The 20,341-nt window shown below is 34.4% G+C and carries 13 protein-coding genes; 3 read left to right on the top strand and 10 right to left on the bottom strand.

Annotation, left to right across the window (positions count from 1 at the left end; genetic code table 11):
- Positions 1 to 23: 23 nt before the first annotated feature.
- The gene (locus tag EV143_RS08795; RefSeq protein ID WP_133507583.1) at positions 24 to 1,016 is read left to right on the top strand and encodes a tetratricopeptide repeat protein; all 993 of its coding nucleotides are present in this window, start codon (positions 24 to 26) and stop codon (positions 1,014 to 1,016) included.
- On the opposite strand, the gene EV143_RS08790 is transcribed toward EV143_RS08795, so the two are convergent.
- From EV143_RS08790 to EV143_RS08745, 10 genes are all read right to left on the bottom strand, one after another.
- Entirely contained in the window at positions 1,009 to 2,217 is a 1,209-nt protein-coding gene (locus EV143_RS08790; RefSeq protein WP_133507582.1) for a BaiN/RdsA family NAD(P)/FAD-dependent oxidoreductase, read from the bottom strand. The two genes, EV143_RS08795 and EV143_RS08790, sit on opposite strands and share 8 nt — an antisense overlap.
- A gap of 158 nt (positions 2,218 to 2,375) precedes the next feature.
- The gene (locus tag EV143_RS08785; RefSeq protein ID WP_133507581.1) at positions 2,376 to 3,053 is read right to left on the bottom strand and encodes a glycerophosphodiester phosphodiesterase; all 678 of its coding nucleotides are present in this window, start codon (positions 3,051 to 3,053) and stop codon (positions 2,376 to 2,378) included.
- Positions 3,054 to 3,263: 210 nt separating this feature from the next.
- On the bottom strand, positions 3,264 to 4,853 hold the full coding sequence (locus EV143_RS08780) for an alpha-amylase family glycosyl hydrolase (RefSeq protein ID WP_166638130.1): 1,590 nt from the start codon (positions 4,851 to 4,853) through the stop codon (positions 3,264 to 3,266).
- Between the two features lie 280 nt (positions 4,854 to 5,133).
- A complete protein-coding gene (locus EV143_RS08775) occupies positions 5,134 to 7,008 on the bottom strand; it encodes a glycoside hydrolase family 13 protein (RefSeq protein WP_133507580.1) in 1,875 nt (624 codons plus the stop codon).
- A 27-nt stretch (positions 7,009 to 7,035) separates the two neighbouring features.
- Positions 7,036 to 7,575 (bottom strand): hypothetical protein, encoded by a 540-nt coding sequence (locus EV143_RS08770; RefSeq protein ID WP_133507579.1) that lies wholly within the window; start codon positions 7,573 to 7,575, stop codon positions 7,036 to 7,038.
- 151 nt (positions 7,576 to 7,726) lie between these two features.
- Positions 7,727 to 9,841: a glycoside hydrolase family 97 protein gene (locus EV143_RS08765; RefSeq protein WP_133507578.1), complete on the bottom strand. Its 2,115-nt coding sequence runs from the start codon at positions 9,839 to 9,841 to the stop codon at positions 7,727 to 7,729.
- 19 nt (positions 9,842 to 9,860) lie between these two features.
- Positions 9,861 to 12,164: a glycoside hydrolase family 65 protein gene (locus tag EV143_RS08760; RefSeq protein ID WP_133507577.1), complete on the bottom strand. Its 2,304-nt coding sequence runs from the start codon at positions 12,162 to 12,164 to the stop codon at positions 9,861 to 9,863.
- Between the two features lie 45 nt (positions 12,165 to 12,209).
- Positions 12,210 to 12,866, bottom strand: a complete 657-nt coding sequence (pgmB, locus tag EV143_RS08755; protein WP_133507576.1) for a beta-phosphoglucomutase — start codon at positions 12,864 to 12,866, stop codon at positions 12,210 to 12,212.
- Between the two features lie 18 nt (positions 12,867 to 12,884).
- The gene (locus EV143_RS08750) at positions 12,885 to 14,240 is read right to left on the bottom strand and encodes an MFS transporter (RefSeq protein WP_133507575.1); all 1,356 of its coding nucleotides are present in this window, start codon (positions 14,238 to 14,240) and stop codon (positions 12,885 to 12,887) included.
- A 178-nt stretch (positions 14,241 to 14,418) separates the two neighbouring features.
- Entirely contained in the window at positions 14,419 to 15,450 is a 1,032-nt protein-coding gene (locus tag EV143_RS08745) for a LacI family DNA-binding transcriptional regulator (RefSeq protein WP_133507574.1), read from the bottom strand.
- 235 nt (positions 15,451 to 15,685) lie between these two features.
- On the opposite strand from EV143_RS08745, the gene EV143_RS08740 reads away from it, so the two are divergent.
- Together EV143_RS08740 and EV143_RS08735 are read left to right on the top strand one after the other, a co-directional pair.
- The gene (locus EV143_RS08740) at positions 15,686 to 18,661 is read left to right on the top strand and encodes a SusC/RagA family TonB-linked outer membrane protein (RefSeq protein WP_133507573.1); all 2,976 of its coding nucleotides are present in this window, start codon (positions 15,686 to 15,688) and stop codon (positions 18,659 to 18,661) included.
- 35 nt (positions 18,662 to 18,696) lie between these two features.
- The gene (locus tag EV143_RS08735; RefSeq protein ID WP_133507572.1) at positions 18,697 to 20,331 is read left to right on the top strand and encodes a RagB/SusD family nutrient uptake outer membrane protein; all 1,635 of its coding nucleotides are present in this window, start codon (positions 18,697 to 18,699) and stop codon (positions 20,329 to 20,331) included.
- Positions 20,332 to 20,341: the final 10 nt, after the last annotated feature.

The raw sequence follows: 20,341 nt of genomic DNA, 5'->3' as shown, positions 1-20,341 counted from the left end.
GGTTTAATCAATTCGTTTACTTTATGAATAAATTCAAGGCTTTTGTTGTTGTTTTAGTTTTAATTTCTTTTAAAACTTTTGCTTGTTTGAATGGTGATACTAAAACATTAAAAAATGGATATTTAATTTATATTGATTATAGAGGAATTGTTCCCCACGGTCATAATTTTGATGCTAGAGTTTCTTCTGGGTTAATTTTTGAACTTGATAGTATCTATAAAAAGACAAAGGATATTGATTATTTGTCTGATAAAGGATATGTTTTGATTGTTCTAAAAAAATACCAGGAGGCTTTAAAGCTATATTTAACTATCGAGAAAATTAAACCAAATCGATATTCTACAGCATCAAATCTAGGAACTCTTTACGAATTAATAGGAGAAAATGAGAAAGCTTACAATTGGATTAAGAAATCAATTCAAATAAATTCTGAATCTCATGAAGGATCAGAATGGATACATTTAAAAATATTAGAAGCTAAAGTTAAAAAATTAAAAGATGTTTCAGGTGAGTTTTTAATAGGTACAAGTTTTGGAACAGATGAAATTCCTAAAAGTAATTTATCTAAATCTGAATTAGAAAGATTAAGTAAGTCTATATATTATCAGCTAAATGAGCGTATGAGCTTTTTAAAGCCAAAGGATAAAATAATTTCAATTTTGCTTTTTGAATTGGCAAATATTGTCAAAATAATTGATAAGAATAAAACGGCAATTGAAATATTCGAACTTGCAAAAGAATATGGATTAGATAATGAATTGATTAATAAAAGACTGCAATATTGTTACCAGTTTGAGATCAATTATTGTGAAGATCGAAATATGAGACTTTATAATGCAAATAGTAATTTAAAACATAGTATGAATGGAATTGATAAAGACTATGTAAATCAAATCGAAATAATTTTAATTATTTTGTCTATTGTTATGGCAATTTTAATAATTGCTTTAATCGTATTTTATATTAAATGGAAGAGTCTCAAAGATTACATTTTTCTTAATGATTTAACTAAATAGCATTAGCCAAAATAAACCCACTAGTCCAGGCATTTTGAAAATTAAATCCGCCCGTAATAGCATCAATATTTACAATTTCCCCAGCAAAATATAGGTTTTGATGCAATTTGCTTTCCATGGTTTTAAAGTTGATTTCTTTTAAATCAATTCCTCCGGCAGTTACAAATTCTTCTTTAAAAGTACTTTTTCCATTTACTTTAAATTCAGCTTTTGTAAGTTGTAAAGCTAAATTTTGTAATTGAATTTTAGACAAATCTGCCCACTTTGTTTCTGTTTCAATTCCCGAAGCTAACACCAAACTTTCCCACAAACGATTCGGAAAATCAAACGGAGATTTTTTAGACACTGCTTTTTTAGCATGTTCCTGTTTTAAGTCTTTCAGAATTTTTTCGGCATCTTCACTATCAACGTCATTTAGCCAATTGACGAAAATGGTAAACTGATAATTTTTATCGAATAAAGTTCTCGCGCCCCAAGCCGAAAGTTTTAGAATCGCAGGTCCGCTCATTCCCCAATGCGTGATTAACAAAGGTCCGGTTGATTCTAGTTTGGTATCTTTTACGTTTACGGTAACTTGCGCAGCAACGCCTGGTAATTCTTTTATGCGGGAATCTTTAATGTTGAAAGTAAATAGGGAAGGAACAGGACTTACGATTGCGTGCCCTTGCGATTGAAGCATTTCCCAGATTTTTGGGTTGCTTCCCGTTGCCAAAACTAATTTTTCTGTTGCGTAATTTTCATCTTGTGTATCAATTTTCCAATGATTTTCTGCTTTGAAAATCGATTGTACACTTTGACCTGTCAAAACTTTTATGCCTAATTTTCCGGTTGCTTCTAAAAAACAATCAATAATGGTTTGCGATGAATTCGAAACGGGAAACATTCTTCCGTCGTCTTCAATTTTAAGTTCAACGCCATGTTTTTCAAACCATTCGATCGTGTCGCCCGAACAAAACTGATGAAACGGTCCGCGAAGTTCTTTTTCGCCACGCGGATAAAATTTTACCAGTTCATTTGGCTCAAAACAGGCGTGCGTTACGTTGCATCTTCCACCACCGGAAACGCGGACTTTAGAAAGGACTTCTTTTCCTCTTTCTAAAATAGCAATTTTTAGTTTCGGATTTTTCTCTGCAATATTAATCGCTGTAAAAAAACCTGCAGCGCCTCCGCCAACAATAATTATGTCGAAATTTTTGATCATATTTTTTTTGTTTGCCACGAATTACACGAATTGGCACTAATTTTTTAACCTAGGTTTTTTTCTTTTACCACAAATTGTACAAATTTTCGCCAATTTAAAATGCTTCAACTAATTTGTGGAAATTTGTGGCAAAAAAACTTTTAATCTGTGGACTAAACTTATATTTTATCTGGAAAATCAGAGATAATTCCGTCTACATTGTAACTTTTTATTTTTTTAATATCTTCTTCATCATCAACTGTCCAGGGCAAAACAAGAAAACCCTGCTGTTGCATTTGTTTCACATTTTCACAATTCAATAACTGGTAATCCGGATGAATGGCGCGCGCTTTTATCAATTCGGCAAAAGCCAAAGCCGACTCAAGATCTGTTTCTGTTAAAACGCCAATCTGAATTTTTGAATTTAAATTCGATGTTTCCTGAAGTAAATTCCAATCGAAACTTGAAACAATGAAATCTTTATAATTCCAGTTTTTTTCTGTAATATATTCTTCAATTAAAGCGACAACTTTACTCGCAGTTCCTAAACCTTTTAGTTCGATATTGATCAGACATTTTTTGTCTACCAAATCAAAAACCTCATTTAAAGTTGATATGTGGTGTTTTCCATCAATCAAAAATGATTTTAGTTCAGATAAAGAAAACGTATTGACAAACCCTTTTCCGTTAGTTGTTCTGTCAATCGTTTCGTCGTGAATTACTATAATATGTCCGTCAGAGCTTAAGTGAACATCTAGTTCAATTCCGTCAGCATTAAGATCTAATGCTTTCTGAAAAGCTTTTAAAGTGTTTTCGGATTCGTATCCTTTGGCACCGCGATGTGCTATTTTTAGCATTGTTGTGAGTTTTACCGCAAAGGTCGCAAAGTTTTACGCAAAGGTCGCAAGGATTATAAAAAAAGTTAGCCTCAGATTATAGGATTGAAATGATTTTTGTTTCACGCAGATTTTAAAAAGATTTAAGCAGATTCCGCAGATGATTTTTAAAATTTAAATCTGTTCAAATCTGCAAAATCTGCGTGAACAAACTTTGCGACTTTTTTTCTATTAGGCAAGTTCTAATAAAACAAGTCCGAATTCAGAATCAATAATTGCTTTTCCGTTTTGAACTTCAGTTTCTTTTCCGGAGAAAGCATCTTTTAGTTTGTTTCCATTTTCAAAAACAGATTCTACCAAAAGTTCTTTTCTTCCAACTCCTAAATCCAAGCCAATTATAACTTCATCAGAAAAATTTTCTTTGTGAAATGTTCTTGAAAAGATATAGGGTTTATCTGAAATCATATTGTGTATTCCTGCACCAACTGCGGGATGATTTCTGCGGAATTGCCCTAATTTTTGCCAATGCAAAAGAATTCTCTGGGTTTCTGAATTCGAATCAAGATCTTCCCAATTCATGAATGATCGTAAAGTCGCATCGCCTTCTGTGCCTTCGATAACCAGAGAACGGCCTGATTCATCACCATAATATACCTGAGACATTCCGGGCGAAAGTAATAATTTGGTTCCTGACTCAAAAGTTCGGTCACGCTGGGCATCAAAAGGATCAGGATCATCGTGCGAGGATATATAATTGAGGATGCTGTAGCCTTTTAATTCATTTTGAAGTTTGCCGGAATATTTTGAAAATATAATTTCATAATCGTTTTGCACATCCAGCTTAAACTCAAAATTGATCAGGCTATTAAAGCCATTCTGAAAATAATTTACTTTTCGGTCTCCAAAATCATAATCTTGCCCGCCACTGATTCCGTAGCCATAAACCTCAGCAATCGTATAAAATGGATTTTGATCCAGAACTTGCAAAGGATGATGTTTTTTCCAGGTTTCGAAGGCATAATCACATTCTTTTTTAAAATCAATCCAAACATTTTCTTCGGTATGTTTTACGGTATCAGCTCTGTAGCCGTCAATCCCGAATTCTAAAATATAATCTGTCAGCCATTTTATGATGTAGTATTTTGGAGTTCTTGGATAATTTGTTCTTTTAAAGAATTCATCTAGAGAAGTAACTTCTTTTTCATAACGGCCTTCTTTTTTCCATTTTTCTGTTAGAAAATGAGGCAATTCAACTTCCTGATTACTTTCGGTTCTAACATCCGGAAGATTATCTACCAGCGTACACATTGTTGTGTTTTCGAATGATTTGTAATCGCAGACAACGCCGGTTCTTACCCAATCTTCCGGCCAAATAGGATCTTCGGGAGTTACGGGGCCGGTATGATTGATAACGCCGTCTAAAATTATTCTAATGCCTTTTTCATGTGCTTTTTTAACGAGACAAGCTAAATCTTCTTTTGTTCCGAAATTAGAATCTAAAGCCGTCCAGTCTCGTGCCCAATAACCGTGATAGCCGTAACTTAAACCAGTTCCTTCGTCAACGCCATCGTGAATTTGCTCTACAATTGGCGTAAGCCAAATGGCATTTATTCCCAATTGATCAAAATATCCTTCGTCGATTTTTTTTATAATTCCGATGATGTCTCCGCCTTCAAAGCCACGTAATTTTCCAGGAGTTTTGGTTCGGTTAAAGTTTAAGTCGTTAGAAGGATTTCCGTTATAAAAACGATCGGTAAGTAAAAAATAAACATTTGCGCCTTCCCAAATGAAAGGTTTTTTGGAAGCATTTTCGGTATTCATTAAAACTGATTTTGAGTTTCAATAACTCATGATTATTAGTATTAAAGATAAAGAAAGGAAAGTTTATTTTGTTCTTTATTTCAAATTTAACAAGCATTTATAATTTGTTTAAAACAAAATTTCCGCCAAGAATTACGAATTTTTTATTTTTAAAGTTTATCAAAAATAATTCGTGAATTCGTAGCGGAAAATCTTTGTGTAGACGCACTGCGGTGCGTCTCTACATTACACAACGTACACGTAGAGACGCACCGCAGTGCGTCTAACATTTGCAATATTTCTATTCCAGTTCTAGAACCAAAGCTGATTTTGGCTCTAAAGTAATTTCAGAAGTTAAATCAAATGTTTTTCCTGTCAAAACATCTTTTCCTGATTTAAAGTTTTTGATGTTTTCTTTGAAACGATTTGTCTTAACAAGCTGCTCTTTTGCATTGTTATTGAAAACGACCATAACCGTTTTAGCATCAGTATATCTGAAATAAACATAAGTGTTATTCTCCGGAATATAATGTGTCATTTTTCCGAAATGAACTGCTTCATTCGATTTTCTCCACGTAAATAATTTTGAAGTAAAATCGAAGAATTTAGCTTGTTCTGGAGTTCTTCCTTCTTTGGTAAAAGCGTTGTTTTTGTCGCCAGCCCATCCACCAGGGAAATCCTGACGAATATCGGCATCGCCTTTGCTTTTATCACCGCCCATTCCAATTTCTGAACCATAATAAACCTGTGGAATTCCACGAACCGTAGCCAATAAAGTCATAGCCAGTTTGTATTTTGAAAAATCATATTTAAACTTATCATTCATACGATCTGTGTCATGGTTTTCGGCAAAAACCAAAATGTTATTCGTATTTGGATATAAATAATCCATTGCAAAATTGTTGTAGAATTTAATTAACCCGTTATCCCAGCTTGGTTCATTTTCGTTGAAAGCAGAAGTAACCTGACTTTGAAGTGTAAAATCCATTACACTTGGCAAATTCGAATTGTAATTTTCAATAGCGCCAATTTTACTGTCTTTTTGCCAAAAAGCTAAATTTGCCTGATTGTGCATCCAGATTTCTCCAACGATATTGAAATTAGGATATTCATTTGTGATTGCTTTTGCCCAATTTGCCATGGCTGTTTTATCCGAATAATTATAAGTATCCACTCTAAAACCGTCAAGATTAGCGAATTCAATCCACCAAATGGCATTTTGAGTTAAATATTTTGCAACTAATGGATTTCTTAAATTCAAATCCGGCATTGAAGGTACAAACCATCCGTCAACACAAACTTCCTGATCTAATTTTGAGGCATGAATATCGGTAATAACTTCGCGTCTGTGGTGCGTTTGTGTATAATTTTCGAATTGATTGATCCATGATTTTGTTGGTAAATCTTTGATCATCCAATGCGTAATTCCCCAGTGATTCGTTACATAATCCATCACCAGTTTCATGTTTTTTTTGTGCATTTCTGAAGATAAACGAACGTAATCTTCATTAGTTCCGTAACGAGAGTCTATTTTGTAAACATCAGATTGTCCATAACCATGATAGGAATGCTGTTTGTCATTGTCTTCGCATAAAGGCGTGCTCCAGATTGTTGTTGCACCCAGAGACGAAATATAATCTAAGTTCTTGATAATTCCTTCGATATCACCACCGTGACGACCGCCCGGTTCTGCACGGTTTCCTTTTTCTGTTAAAACGGCATCGCTGTCATTTTTAGGATTTCCGTTTGCAAAACGATCCGGCATAATCAGATAAATCATATCCGATGCATCGTAACTTTTTCTTTCAGCGGAATTTGCTCTTCTTTCTTTAAGAGAATATTTCTGCGTAAAAGCAACTTTGTTTTTAGTTTTAAATGAAAAAACCAATTCAGAAGCTTTGAGGTTTTGCGTATCGATTGTAACGAAAAGGTAATTTGGGTTTTCTGTTTTTTCTACATTTTTAATAACAACATTATTCGAAACCGAAGCTTCGTGTTGTGCAATGTTTTTTCCGTAGAACATAATTTGTAGCTCAGGATTTTTCATTCCTGCGTACCAAAATGGCGGTTCTACTTTCTGGATTTGCGCTTTCGCAGAAGCGGAAAATAATAAAGCCAATAGGATTAATTTACAGATATGGTGGTTTGTCTGAAATAATGTTTTGTGGTTTTTCATAATCTATATTTTAAATGGATAAAGATTTTATTTTTTTATAATTGGAGGCGGTGGCGGAGGCGGTGGTAAAACTCCTTTTGTACTTTCAAAATTTACATTTTTTTGGATTTTCTTCAGTTTTAAATTTCTTTTCATACTGCCAATCCAATGTGAGATTGAATCAATTTCTTTTGGAGCTTGATGACTATGAAGAAATATAGTTTTGCTTTTAGAATTTTTTTGGATGTTCATTCCATAAGAACTTCCATCGGAATAATTTTCAAAGTATTCAGATTTGTATTTAAATAGATTTATTTTTTCGATGTAATCATAAAGTTCTATTCTTTCTTCAGAATTTAAAATTCCATAATAATTTACATTCTCTTTTGGTTGAGAAATAGTGTCATCGATATTTCTTCCAATCCAATGATAGCGAAGATAAACCGTGTCAGATTGAGTAAATTTCATAGAATAGACTTCAGAGAAAGTTCCTCCATAAGAATAATCAAATGAATCGAAAACTTTCTTTTTTTCAGTACAGCTCAAAAAGAATAAACTGAAAAAAAAGATTATCACTAAATTTTTCATCGTTTTAATTTATTTCTATTCCGTGCAATGTTTTGGAAACATTGTGATACTAAATACCTAACAGGTTTTCAAAACCTGTTAGGATAGCTAATATCAGATTTAAAAAAAAGACAAGCAATCTTGGGGATGATTACTTGCCTTTCAAAAAAAATTATTTGGTTTCAATAATACTTATTGCATAACCTCCACCCGGGGCAGAAAGCTGCGATAATTTTGATTTATTTGTCACCTCAATTTTCTTGATGGTATAAGCTTGCGGATTTGTTTTGTAATGTGCATCTTTTGCATCAGCATAAATAGTTGCCGTGTATTTTTTGCCTTTTTCAAGGAAACTGAAATCGATGTTTGAGGTACGAGGCGTTTCTCCGTTTACATTTCCAACAAACCAATTGTTTGTTCCTTTTGCTTTACGGGCAACAGTGATAAAATCTCCTGGTTCAGCTTCGATATATTTACTTTCTGACCAATCTACAGCCACATCTTTAATGAACTGGAATGCATCTGGAAAACGGTTATAATTCTCTGGAGTATCAGCCGCCATTTGCAACGGACTGTACATAGTAACATACAAAGCCAATTGATTTGCAATTGTACTGTTTACATGAGATTTGTTGTCCGGATTCATTTTGCTGATATCCATTTCGAAGATTCCCGGAGTGTAATCCATTGGACCTCCAATTAAACGAGTAAATGGTAAAACCGTAACGTGATTTGGTTTAGAACCTCCAAAAGCCTGGTATTCTGTTCCTCTTGCTGCTTCGTTTCCAATTAAGTTCGGATATGTTCTTGCAATTCCGGTTGGGCGAACCGCTTCGTGAGCATTTACCATAATTTTATAATCAGCCGCTTTTTCAATTGCATATTGATAATGGTTTACAATCCACTGATTGTAATGATTTTCGCCGCGAGGCAAAATATCTCCAACGTAACCGCTTTTTACAGCATCGTATCCGTTGTCCTTCATGAATTGGTAGGCTTTGTCCATGTGGCGCTCGTAGTTACGAACAGAACCGGAAGTTTCGTGGTGCATGATGATTTTGATTCCTTTCGATTTTGCATATTCGTGTAAACCTTTTACATCAAAATCCGGGTAAGGCGTTACGAAATCAAAAACGTAATCTTTTGAATGTCCAAACCAGTTTTCCCAGCCTTCGTTCCAGCCTTCAACCAAAACAGCGTCGAAACCATTTGCAGCAGCAAAATCAATATATTTTTTTACGTTCGCATTGTTAGCGCCGTGCGTTCCGCTTGGTTTTGCTTTTGAGAAATCAGAAACACCCAATTGAACTGTTGGAAAATCGTTTGTGTACGACCAAGAGCTTTTTCCGGTAATCATTTCCCACCAAACACCGATGTATTTTACAGGTTTGATCCAGGAAGTATTTTCAATTTTTGATGGATCGTTTAAGTTATAGGTCATTTTTGAAGCTAAGATTTCTCTGGCATCATCGCTTACCATAATCGTTCTCCAAGGCGAGTGACTTGGTGCCTGCATATAACCTTTATCGCCTTTTGCATCTGGAGTTAACCAAGAGGTAAAAGTCATGTTTTTATCGTCTAAATTCAAGTGCATACAAGAATAATTGATCAGAGCTGCTTCGTGAAGGTTGATGTAGATTCCGTCATTTGTTTTCAACATCAAAGAAGTCTGAACTCCTGTTGGTGAAAAGTTCTTTTGCGAAACGTTTGCCGTATATGCTTTTTGAGATAAACCTCTAATTTCAGATAATTTCGATTTTGTATAATCGTATTCCTGCGTATCATAATCTCCCGGAATCCAGAAAGCAGTATGATCTCCAGTCATGGCAAATTGAGATCTTTCTTCTTTAATTATGAAATAAGTCAGGTTTTTTTGTGCTGGAAATTCATATCTAAACCCAAGTCCGTCTTCGAACAAACGGAAACGAATTATGATTTGTCTGTCAGTTCCTTTTTGGTTTAAAGTAACAGCCAATTCATTATAATGATTTCTAATTTGATCTACTTCTCCCCAAACCGGTTTCCAGGTTTCATCAAAAGTGGATGTTTTTGTATCTGTAACCGTAAAATCATTCAACAAAGATTTTTTGTCATCTTTAAGTTCAAGACCTAATTTACTGGTTTTTACAACTTCTTTATTTTTGTATTTTAAATTGTAAGTTGGAGTTCCGTCGTTTTGAAGCGAAAATTCCATTACGAACTTTCCTTCGGGCGATTTTAACTGCTGCGCTTCAGCAATAGTGCTGACTGCGAACAAAATTAAACTTGCGAAAAATAAGTTTTTCATGTTTTTTAGTTTTATGTAATTAATTTATTTGTACAAATTTACTTGCAATTTCAGGATTTCCATTTACGATAATTGTTAAATCTTGATCGTCGTCTACAGTAAAAGTGGTTTCGTTATGATTTACATCAACTTTTAGAATTTGGTTTCTGAAATTGATTTTAAAAGAATACCCTTTCCATTCTTTTGGAATTTTTGGAGAGAAATGCAACTGATCATTTTTAACACGCATTCCTCCAAAACCTTCAACAATACTCATCCAGGTTCCGGCCATTGAGGTAATGTGACAGCCTTCTTCCACCTCTTTATTATAATCGTCCAAATCAAGACGGGAAGTTCTTAAATAGAACGTGTACGCCATATCCATTTTGTCTAAAACGGCAGCCTGAATAGAGTGTACGCAAGGCGAAAGCGAACTTTCATGAACGGTAAATGACTCGTAAAAATCGAAATTGCGTTCTAGTTCTTCTCTCGAAAAATGATCTTCGAAGAAATAGAAACATTGTAAAACGTCGGCTTGTTTGATGTATGGTGAACGTAAAACGCGATCCCAAGACCATTTTTGGTTGATTGGACGCTGTGCTTTATCTAAATCTTTTACAGGAACTAAATCTTTGTCTAAGAATCCGTCTTGCTGTAAATAAATTCCAAGTTCTTTCGAAGTTGGGAAATACATATTATCAGCTACTTTTTTCCATTCCTGAATTTCATTCGCAGAAAGTGTTACTTTCTCTAAAATGCGTTTGTGATCTAAAGGATATTCTAAAGCGACTTTAGCAATTTGTTCTGATGCAAAATCGATACACCATTTTGCAATATAATTGGTGTAGAAATTATTGTTGATGTTGTTTTCGTATTCGTTTGGACCGGTAACTCCCAGAATCACATATTGATTCTTCTCTTTTGAAAAAGAAGCTCTTTGGTGCCAGAAACGCGCAATCCCGATTAAAACTTCCAGACCTTTTTCTGGAATATACGAGTAGTCGCCAGTGTAGCGGTAATAGTTGTAAATCGCAAAAGCAATCGCACCATTTCTGTGAATTTCTTCGTGTGTGATTTCCCATTCGTTGTGGCATTCTTCTCCATTCATGGTAACCATTGGGTATAATGCAGCACCATTTTTGAAACCTAAATTATCTTTGGCATTTTCAATTGCTTTATCCAATTGATTGAAACGGTAGGTCAATAAGTTTCTGGCAACCTGCTGATCTTTTGTCGCCATGTAAAACGGAATACAATACGCCTCAGTATCCCAATATGTTGATCCGCCGTATTTTTCTCCTGTAAAACCTTTTGGTCCAATATTCAAACGAGAATCTTTTCCTAAATAGGTTTGATTTAATTGGAAGATGTTGAAACGAATTCCCTGTTGCGCTTTTACATCGCCATCAATTGTAATATCTGACATTTCCCAGATTTTTGCCCATGCTTCAATTTGATTTTTAAGAAGTGCATCGTATCCAGAATTTACTGCCGATTTTATTACTTTTTCGGCTGCAGCCAAAGTGTTTTCGTGATTTAAAGAAACGGTATAACCACCAACTTTCTGAATTGCTGAGGTTTGTCCTTTTGCGATAATAGTTCCGTAAGTAAACTGAACTTTATCTATTGTTGAATCGATTGTAGAAGGCGAAACATGAATGTTTTCTCCGTTTGCTAAAATCGTATTGTGCATAAAAGTCGTAACTTTAAAATGCGTTTTAAAGGTCTGCGCTGTTACAAAAGCTTCATTTGTGCCTTTTTTTACTTCAAGAGGTTCCCAGAATTTTTCATCCCAGTTGGCATCTTCGTTCGTAACTCCGGCGTCGATGTAGGGTTTGTAAACGATTTTCGCGTCTTTATTTAAAGGCGTAATTTCATATTTGATGATTCCCGCTTCGTCTAAATCTAAAGAAAGAAAACGGCGAACATTTACGGCAATTTCGGTTCCGTTTTTTAGAGTTGCTTCAAAAGAACGATTGTACCAACCTTCTTTCATATTCAGTTCTCTGCGGAAATTTCTAACTTCGGTACACGTATTTAAATCAAGATTTTCTTCGTTGATTTCAACGTCAATTCCAATCCAGTTTGGTGCGTTTAAAACTTTTGCAAAATATTTCGGATAACCGTTTTTCCACCAGCCCACTTTTGTTTTGTCCGGATAATAAATTCCGGCAATATAACTTCCCTGAAAAGTTTCTCCTGAATATTTTTCTTCAAAATTGGCGCGCTGTCCCATAGCACCGTTTCCGATACTAAATAGACTTTCAGACGATTTTACTCTCTCGGCATCAAATCCTTCTTCTATAATTGACCAATTGTCTGGCTTAATATAATCTTGATTCATTTGTTTTTACAGTGTTTTCGTGATTGATTGATTTATGATTGATTTTTATTTTGTGATTAATGATTCAATAAAGCTTTCATCTATTACAGTGAAATCTTTAAAAATGAAATCAGCCTCATGCAAAATTGTTTCCTCACCAATTCCAACACTTACCATTTCTCCTATGTTTGCTGCCTGAATTCCGGCAACAGAATCTTCAAATACGATTGAGTTTTTCGGATCAATATTTAATAATTGAGCCGCTTTTAAGAAAACTTCCGGGTCCGGTTTTGCATTGGTAACGTCGTTTCCGTCAACAATAACATCGAAATACGAAAGGATTCCTGTTTTCTCTAAAATTGGTCTTGCATTTTTACTGGCAGAGCCCAATGCAATTCCTTGGTTTTTATCTTTTAATAGTTGCAGAGTTTTAAAAACTCCTGGAAGAATCTCGCTTTCGTCCATGTCAACTAAATAAGATAAGTAATCTTCATTTTTTTGAATTAACCATTTGTCTTTGTCTTCCTGCGAAGCCTGAACGTTTCCTAATTCAAGAATTATATCTAATGAACGTACACGACTTACTCCTTTAAGCAATTCGTTATTTTCATGTGTGAAATTAATATTTAAGGACTGAGCAATTTTTTGCCAGGCTAAAAAGTGATATTTGGCGGTGTCTACGATTACGCCATCAAGGTCGAATATGAATGCTTTTTTGTTCATTATAAGGGGGATTCTTATTTATGATTTTTGAATTGTATCATCTACATCTTTTACTTTGTAGACTAAAAGAGCGGCTATTAAGAAACTAACTCCACTTGTAATTAAGGCATAAATTGCATCGCCATTGTAAAGGTATTTTACAATTGGACCTCCGATAAGGGCATTTACAATTTGTGGAATAACAACAAAGAAGTTGAAAATTCCCATGTAAACTCCCATCTTTTTTGGAGCAATAGATCCTGCAAGAATCGCGTATGGCATTGCCAGAATACTTGCCCAGGCAACTCCAACTAAAATCATTGGGAGTACAACCCAGTCTTCATTCGGCATAAAATAAATCGAGATTAATCCAATTCCTCCGATGATTAATGAAACTGCGTGAGTTGATTTTCTTCCGATTTTTTTAGCGATGTAAGGCAAGAAAAACAGTGCGATAATGGCAGAAACTAAATTGTAAACTCCAAACAGAATTCCTACCCAGTCACCGGCATCTTGATATTTTTGGCTCGAAGTGTCGCTTAAAGGCAGTCCGTAAATATGATGTGCGATGGCCGGAGTTGTAAAAACCCACATACCAAATAATCCAAACCAGGAAAAAAACTGCACCCAGCTAAGCTGACGCATTGTGGTTGGCATTTTTGCAAAATCGGTAAAAATATCTGTAAGTTTTGATTTTTCATCAGAAGGAACATCAACTTCACTTTGAGGATCTTCAAAATTGGCTAATTCTTCTGGTGAATATTCTTTTGTTGTGAATAGCGTTACTAAAATTGAACCAATTAAAAAGGCTGCTCCAATGATAAATGATAATTTCAGATTTAAAGGAATACTTCCGGGAACGGCATTGTTTGAAATGTGAAAATAATTTGTTAAAACATACGGCAATGCAGAACCAATTACTGCTCCAAAACCAATTAATGAAGTTTGAATACTGAAACCGGCTGTACGCTGATCTGTTCTCAAATTATCGCCAACAAGCGCGCGAAACGGCTCCATAGCAATATTGAAAGAAGCATCCATAATCATTAACATTCCTGCTCCAACCCAAAGGGCAGGCAAAACGGAAATGAAAATATTAGCCTGAGGCATTAAAATTAATCCAACTGAAGCTAAAATAGCACCTATAAGAAAAAACGGCTTTCGTCTTCCAAATCTTCCCCAAGTTCTATCGCTATAGTGACCAATAATTGGTTGCACTATTAATCCCATAAGAGGAGCAATAATCCAAAACCATGATAATTCATGTACGTCGGCACCAAAAATTTGAAGAATTCTGCTGGCATTTGCATTTTGAAGTGCAAACCCCATTTGTATTCCCAAGAAACCGAAACTCATGTTCCAAATTTCCCAGAAACTTAATTTACGCTTTTCCATTATCGTAATTAAAAAATTAATTAGACGATAAGCGCGATGCTTATCAAAACTTACTGTTTTTTCGAAGTAAAAGTAAAAGCTTTGATGGCAGTAAAAGTATAAATTAATTTTAAATAAATACTAACAAAAAAGCCACAAATATTATTTATGGCTTTAGAATATGTTGATTTTAAGAAAATTAGTCAGTAGATTCTCTTTTTATGAGATGGGTTTCTATAACCTCTGTGGTGTAATTTTCGTTTTCTTCTTCGTCGTCATCGTGTTCAGCTTCCAGTCTTTCAATAAGCATTTTAGCCGCTTTATTTCCCATTTTTTCACCACTTTGGCTTACAGTTGTAATACTTGGAGTGGAGTATTTTGAGATGATTCCGTCAGTAAAAGCAATTACAGCAAGGTCTTCAGGAACTTTAAGTCCCATTTTGCTAGCTGTTTTGATAATTGTTACAGCAAAAAGCTCATTTACAGCAAATACGGCATCAAAAGCTCTGTCGTGCAAAAGTTGGCTAATTGTAATTTCGCAGGTATCTACGTCTTCAATTTTTATAATTAAATCTTCGTTGAAAGGTAATCCGTTGTCTAAGAGTGCTTTTTCGTAACCATCAGTTCGCAATTTTCCAACACTTACGTAATCAACTGTTGTTACAAGAGCGATCTTTTTTCTTCCATTATCGATTAAACTCTGAACTGCTTCGTAGGCTGCTGCTTTATCATCAATAATAACTTTATCGCATAAAATATCGTTTGTCACTCGGTCGAACATTACAACAGGCATTCCTTGATTGATAACTTCTGTAATGTGATGAAAATCACCTTTATATTGGGTTTCTTTAGAAAGTGACATGATAAATCCATCGATGCTTCCGTTGGCTAACATTTCCATATTTAAGACTTCTTTATCGAAAGAATCATCAGATAAACAAATGACAACGCTATATCCATTTTCGTTTGCCACCTGTTCGATTCCGTTGATTACTGTAGAGAAAAAATAGTGTACAATTTCCGGAATGATAATACCAATACTTTTGGTTTTTCGATTTTTTAAACTAAGGGCAATATTGTTGGGTTTATAGTTGTAAAACTTTGCAAAAGCCTGCACTTTTAAGCGCGTTTCTTCGCCAATTTCCAAGCTGTTTCTTAGTGATTTTGAGACAGTTGAAATCGATACGTCGAGTTCTCTTGCAATCTGTTTTAGTGTGATTTTACGTTTCATGTGGGAATTTGAAATAAATCTAATTAATAATAAAGGTATGTGAAATTTTGATAATTGATAATTTTTGACTGAAAAGATTACAAAATATAGAAAGTTTTCAACACTATCACGTTTTCGTAACTTATTAAAAATTGTAAAACGTTGGTCATGTTAATAAATTCCTAATTTTGAAATTCGAAGTAAAATTAAAAACTTAACTAACAATCACAAACTCAAACTAATTTAAACAAAAAGTATGAAAACAATTTACAAAAAGTTGTTATTTTTATTCCTATTGTTGCCATTTACTGTACTAGCTCAAAGTACTTTAAGCGGAACTGTCGTTGATAAAGCAACGGGGCAGCCAATACCGGGAGTAAACGTAAATGTACAAGGTGCTCCAAGCGGTGCATCAACCGGATTTGACGGTAATTACCAACTGTCAAATGTTAAAAATGGTAACAAAATTGTAGTATCTTTTATTGGATACAGAACGCAAACGATTGATTTTACCGGACAAAAAACACTAAACGTTTCTTTAGAAGAAGATACAAACCAACTTAAGGAAGTTGTAGTACAAGTAGGTTACGGTACTGTTAAGAAAAAGGATGCTACGGGATCTGTATCGCAAATCTCTTCAAAAGAATTTAATAAAGGTATTAACGTAACTCCGGAGAGTTTAATTAGCGGTCGTATTTCGGGTGTTAATGTAACTGGAGGTGGAGCTCCTGGAGCAAAAGCTGATATTAGAATTCGTGGAGGATCTTCTTTAAATGCTTCAAATGAGCCTTTAATCGTTTTAGATGGATTGCCTTTAAGCAACGCTGTCCCAAGTGGAGCTACAAGTATTCTATCTACAATTGATCCTAATGATATTGAATCTTTTACAGTTCTTAAAGATGCTTCTGCTGCTGCAATCTACGGATCAAGAGCTGCAAATGGTGTAATTGTTATTACTACTAAAAAAGGAACAAAAGGTGCTGTAAAAGTTAACTTTAGTTCTCAGATTGGTATCAATACAGTAGCAAATACAGTTGATGTAATGAGTGCAGATCAATTCCGTGAATTGGTAAACACAAAAGGTACTCCAGCTCAACAAGCTTTGTTAGGTAATGCAAACACAAACTGGCAAGATGAAATTTTCCATACTGCGTTAACAACAAACAATAATATATCTGTAAGTGGTGCTTTATTTAATAAATTACCTGTGAGATTATCTGTTGGAAACGTTGATAATCCTGGAATCTTAAGAAACACTTCTTTTGAAAGAACTACGACATCGTTATCGTTAAATCCTGTTTTATTTGATAATCATTTAAAAATTGATATTAGCGGAAATTTATCTTTTGGTAAAAACCAATTTCAGGATGAAGGAGCAATTATTGGAAGTGCTATCGGATTTGATCCTACACAACCAGTTTATGAAGCAGGTTCTCGTTACGGTGGTTATTTTGAATGGTTAGAGCCAACTGGAAACTTACCATTATTACCGGCTAGAAATCCTGTTGCAAGATTAAACCAGGATAACAGAAGAGCAACTTCTACAAGAAAATGGGGTAATGTTAGATTAGATTATAAACTTCATTTCTTTGAAGATTTAAGAGCTGTTGTAGAAGCAGGTATTGATAGATTTGACAGTAGCGGATTTACTGAAGTAAGTACTCAAAGTGCTTTAGGATATCAGCCAAAACCATTTACTGATCCTGGATATGTAAACTTAGGAAACTATAATAGTTATACAGATGCACTTCAAAATAAAAATTTAAATGCTTATTTTAATTACACTAAAGATTTAGGAAAAATTAAAATTGATGCAACGGCAGGTTATAACTACCAATTATTTCAAAAAGAAAAATACTCTTCAGGAGAGGTTAGACAACCAAATCCTAATGAAGATGTTGCTACAGATCCGGATGTTAATTTACAATCGTTCTTCGGACGTTTGAACTTAGGCTATGACAGCAGATATTTATTGACTTTAAATTATAGAAGAGACGGAACTTCTCGTTTTTCTGAAGATAACAGATGGGGTAATTTTGGTGGAGCTGCTTTTGCATGGAATTTGTCTGAAGAAGAATTCTTAAAAGGAAATGCGACTGTTTCAACTTTAAAATTAAGAGTTGGTTACGGAACTACTGGTCAACAAGATATTTCGGCTCAGTATGACTATTTGCAAAGAGTTACTTTGGGAACAATTAATACGCAATATATTTTTGGTAATACTATTTATTCTACGGCAAGACCAGAAGGATATAACGAAGATATCAAATGGGAAGAATTAGCTGAATCTAACGTTGGTATCGATTACGGATTCTTCAATGATAGAATTACAGGAACGATTAACTATTTTGATAAAAAATCGACAGATTTATTAGCAGATATCGCTGTTCCTGATGGAGCAAATTTGAGAAACCAAGGTTTCTTTAACATTGGTAGTGTAAGAACAAAAGGAGTTGAGTTTAGTATTGCTTCTGACATTGTTAAAAACGATAATTTGACTTGGAATGTAGCTTTTAATACGACTTATATCGATCAAAATATTTCTGAATTAGGAATCACTGTTCCAGGTTTTCAAGGTTATTTGGCTGGAGATAATATCGCTGGTGGAAGTGGGAATAAAATTCTGATTAACTCAGTAGGATATGCGCCAAATTCATTTTTTGTTTACGAGCAGTTATATGATGCAAACAAAAGACCAATTGCCGGAGCATACGCTGATAGAAATGGAGACGGAAAAATTGATACAGCTGATCGTTACAGAGCTGATAAAGCAGCACCGGATTACACGTTTGGTTTGTTTTCTACTTTAAACTACAAAAAATTTGATTTTACAATGAACTGGAGAGCAAGTGTAGGAAATCATATTTTCGACAACGTAAGTTCTAATTTAGGTTATTCTGATGCTGGATTAAGAAGACAAACTGATTTATCTAACGTAAGTTCAGATTATTATAATACTGGTTTTACTTTTGAAGATAACGGAACACAACGTTACTTGTCTGACTATTTTGTAAAAGATGCTTCTTTTATCAAATTAGATAATGTTACGCTTGGGTACACTTTTGATAAAACAGTGATTAAAGCTGCTTCTTTAAGATTCACAGCTGGTGTTCAGAATGTATTTGTTCTTACAAAATACAATGGTTTAGATCCGGAGAAATTCAACGGAATTGATAATAATGTGTATCCAAGAGCAAGAACATTCTTGTTTGGAGTGAATGCGAATTTCTAATAGTAGACTGAATCAAAAATTTAAAAATAAACAAAATGAAAATATCATTTAAATATATATCTTATTTTTTCCTATTCATTTTAGGAATAAGTATGACGCTTACTTCGTGTACGGACGATTTAAACGTGACGCCAAAGGATGATGATGAATTTCTATCAGAAGCCTTTTTTAAAGATCCGGCATCGTATAAAGAAGTATTAGCTAAACTATATGCAGGTTTATATGTTGGAGGAAATGATGGTGATGGAGATGCTACGAAACCGGGGCAAAATCCTGATATTGCTGGACTTGGAGGTGACTTTAGCAGTTACTTAAGATTACTTTTTGTAACGCAGGAATTTACAACAGATGAAGCTATTATTGCTTGGGCTGATGGTACGTTACCAACTTTAAATACTCAAACATGGTCTGCGGATAATGAATTTTTAGCAGGAACATTCTCAAGAGCATTTTATCACATTAGTGTTGCAAATGAGTTTTTAAGACAAACTACTGATGAGAAATTAACGGCAAGAGGTGTTGATGCAGGTTTGAAAGCAGATATTGCAAAATTTAGAGCTGAAGCTCGTTTCTTGAGAGCTTTCTCTTATTATAATTTAATGGATTTATTCGGAAATGTGCCAATCACAACAGAAAATGATCCTGTTGGATTCTATTATCCGGTGCAAAAATCAAGAGCAGAAGTTTTTGCTTATGTAGAATCTGAATTGAAAGATTTAGACAATAGTTTAGTGGCTTCAAAAGCAAATGAATACGGAAGAGTTGATAAAACTGCAGCTAAATTTTTATTAGCACAAATTTATTTGAATTCGAAAGTATATACAGGTGTAGACAGAAACAATGAAGCAGCTACATTATGTAGTGAAATCATTACTGGTTCAGGATATACTTTTGCAAATGTTCCTTACCGTTACTTATTTTCTGCGGATAATAACAGAAATGGTGCTGAAAGTGAATTTATTTTTCCAATTATTGGAGATGGTAATGCGATTAGGGCTATCGGTGGTGGAATGAGCTTTATTATGCACGCTTCTATTGGAGGTAGCATGAATGCGGCTTCCAGAGGAATGGACGGTGGATGGCAAGGAATCAGAACTCGTAGAGAGTTTGTAAACCTTTTTCCAGACGAAACTGCAACTGCAACTGCAGATAATAGAGGTACATTTTACACAGCTGGTCAGTCAAAAGATATCAACAACGTTGCAACTTTTACAGATGGTTACGCTGTAACAAAATACATCAATGTAAATTCAGATGGTTCTGCAGCGCAAAGAAATGATATGCCAGATATTGATTTCCCAATGTTTAGATTAACGGATGTTTATTTAATGTATGCTGAAGCAACTCTTAGAGGAGCTACTACCGGAAATATTAATACAGCTTTGGGATATATCAATCAAATTAGAACAAGAGCAAACGCACAAACAATTACACTTCCTCAATTAACACTTGATTTTATTTTAGATGAAAGAGGAAGAGAATTATTTTGGGAATGTCACAGAAGAACTGATTTGATTCGTTTTGGAAAATTTACTGGTGGATCTAAAATCTGGCAATGGAAAGGTGGATCTATAAATGGTAATTCTACAGATGCAAACAGAGATTTAATGCCAATTCCTGCAAGAAACATTCAGGCAAATCCAACATTAAAACAAAATCCAGGGTACTAACATCTTATAA

Source organism: Flavobacterium chryseum (assembly GCF_004362015.1).
Classification (GTDB): domain Bacteria; phylum Bacteroidota; class Bacteroidia; order Flavobacteriales; family Flavobacteriaceae; genus Flavobacterium.
Note: the sequence above shows the minus strand (reverse complement) of the source record. Positions and strands in the feature narration are given on the sequence as shown.

What these genes read in the sequence shown, in the direction of transcription:
- EV143_RS08795 (WP_133507583.1), top strand. Translation starts at nt 24, where the DNA reads ATGAATAAATTCAAGGCTTTTGTTGTTGTTTTAGTTTTAATTTCTTTT.
- EV143_RS08780 (WP_166638130.1), bottom strand. Translation starts at nt 4,853, where the DNA reads ATGAATACCGAAAATGCTTCCAAAAAACCTTTCATTTGGGAAGGCGCA.
- EV143_RS08775 (WP_133507580.1), bottom strand. Translation starts at nt 7,008, where the DNA reads ATGAAAAACCACAAAACATTATTTCAGACAAACCACCATATCTGTAAA.
- EV143_RS08745 (WP_133507574.1), bottom strand. Translation starts at nt 15,450, where the DNA reads ATGAAACGTAAAATCACACTAAAACAGATTGCAAGAGAACTCGACGTA.
- EV143_RS08735 (WP_133507572.1), top strand. Translation starts at nt 18,697, where the DNA reads ATGAAAATATCATTTAAATATATATCTTATTTTTTCCTATTCATTTTA.
- EV143_RS08765 (WP_133507578.1), bottom strand. Translation starts at nt 9,841, where the DNA reads ATGAAAAACTTATTTTTCGCAAGTTTAATTTTGTTCGCAGTCAGCACT.
- EV143_RS08770 (WP_133507579.1), bottom strand. Translation starts at nt 7,575, where the DNA reads ATGAAAAATTTAGTGATAATCTTTTTTTTCAGTTTATTCTTTTTGAGC.
- EV143_RS08790 (WP_133507582.1), bottom strand. Translation starts at nt 2,217, where the DNA reads ATGATCAAAAATTTCGACATAATTATTGTTGGCGGAGGCGCTGCAGGT.
- EV143_RS08740 (WP_133507573.1), top strand. Translation starts at nt 15,686, where the DNA reads ATGAAAACAATTTACAAAAAGTTGTTATTTTTATTCCTATTGTTGCCA.
- pgmB (WP_133507576.1), bottom strand. Translation starts at nt 12,866, where the DNA reads ATGAACAAAAAAGCATTCATATTCGACCTTGATGGCGTAATCGTAGAC.
- EV143_RS08750 (WP_133507575.1), bottom strand. Translation starts at nt 14,240, where the DNA reads ATGGAAAAGCGTAAATTAAGTTTCTGGGAAATTTGGAACATGAGTTTC.
- EV143_RS08785 (WP_133507581.1), bottom strand. Translation starts at nt 3,053, where the DNA reads ATGCTAAAAATAGCACATCGCGGTGCCAAAGGATACGAATCCGAAAAC.
- EV143_RS08760 (WP_133507577.1), bottom strand. Translation starts at nt 12,164, where the DNA reads ATGAATCAAGATTATATTAAGCCAGACAATTGGTCAATTATAGAAGAA.